Here is a 245-nt window from a genome sequence, read left to right as displayed (position 1 = left end):
AAAAGTGATGAAAGAAGAGATGACAATGGCTGCCACCATGGATATCTTCCTCCGAGACTCGAGCAATGCTTGCAACAACCAAGGAGTGTTTGGTTTAGTTGTCAGCCTTTTCAGGGGTCCCAGGATATCAAGAGCTGAAATAATATCACTGTTAAGTTTGGCAACTACAGAGCCCAACATGAGCTGGGACCATTGAAAACCAGGATACCAGTGACAAGATATGCCACTGTGATGCACAGACATGT

1 protein-coding gene is annotated in these 245 nt (G+C 44.9%); it reads left to right on the top strand.

Annotation, left to right across the window (positions count from 1 at the left end):
* Nucleotides 1-196, top strand: a 196-nt coding sequence (locus tag JEM65_RS22785) for a hypothetical protein (RefSeq protein ID WP_233530840.1), incomplete at its 5' end; no start/stop codon positions are given.
* Between the last annotated feature and the right edge of the window lie 49 nt (nt 197-245).

The organism is Gelidibacter salicanalis (assembly GCF_016469035.1).
In the GTDB taxonomy this organism is placed as follows: domain Bacteria; phylum Bacteroidota; class Bacteroidia; order Flavobacteriales; family Flavobacteriaceae; genus Gelidibacter; species Gelidibacter salicanalis_A.
The sequence above is the reverse complement of the archived record's forward strand: the minus strand, read 5'-3'. Positions and strand labels throughout refer to the sequence as shown.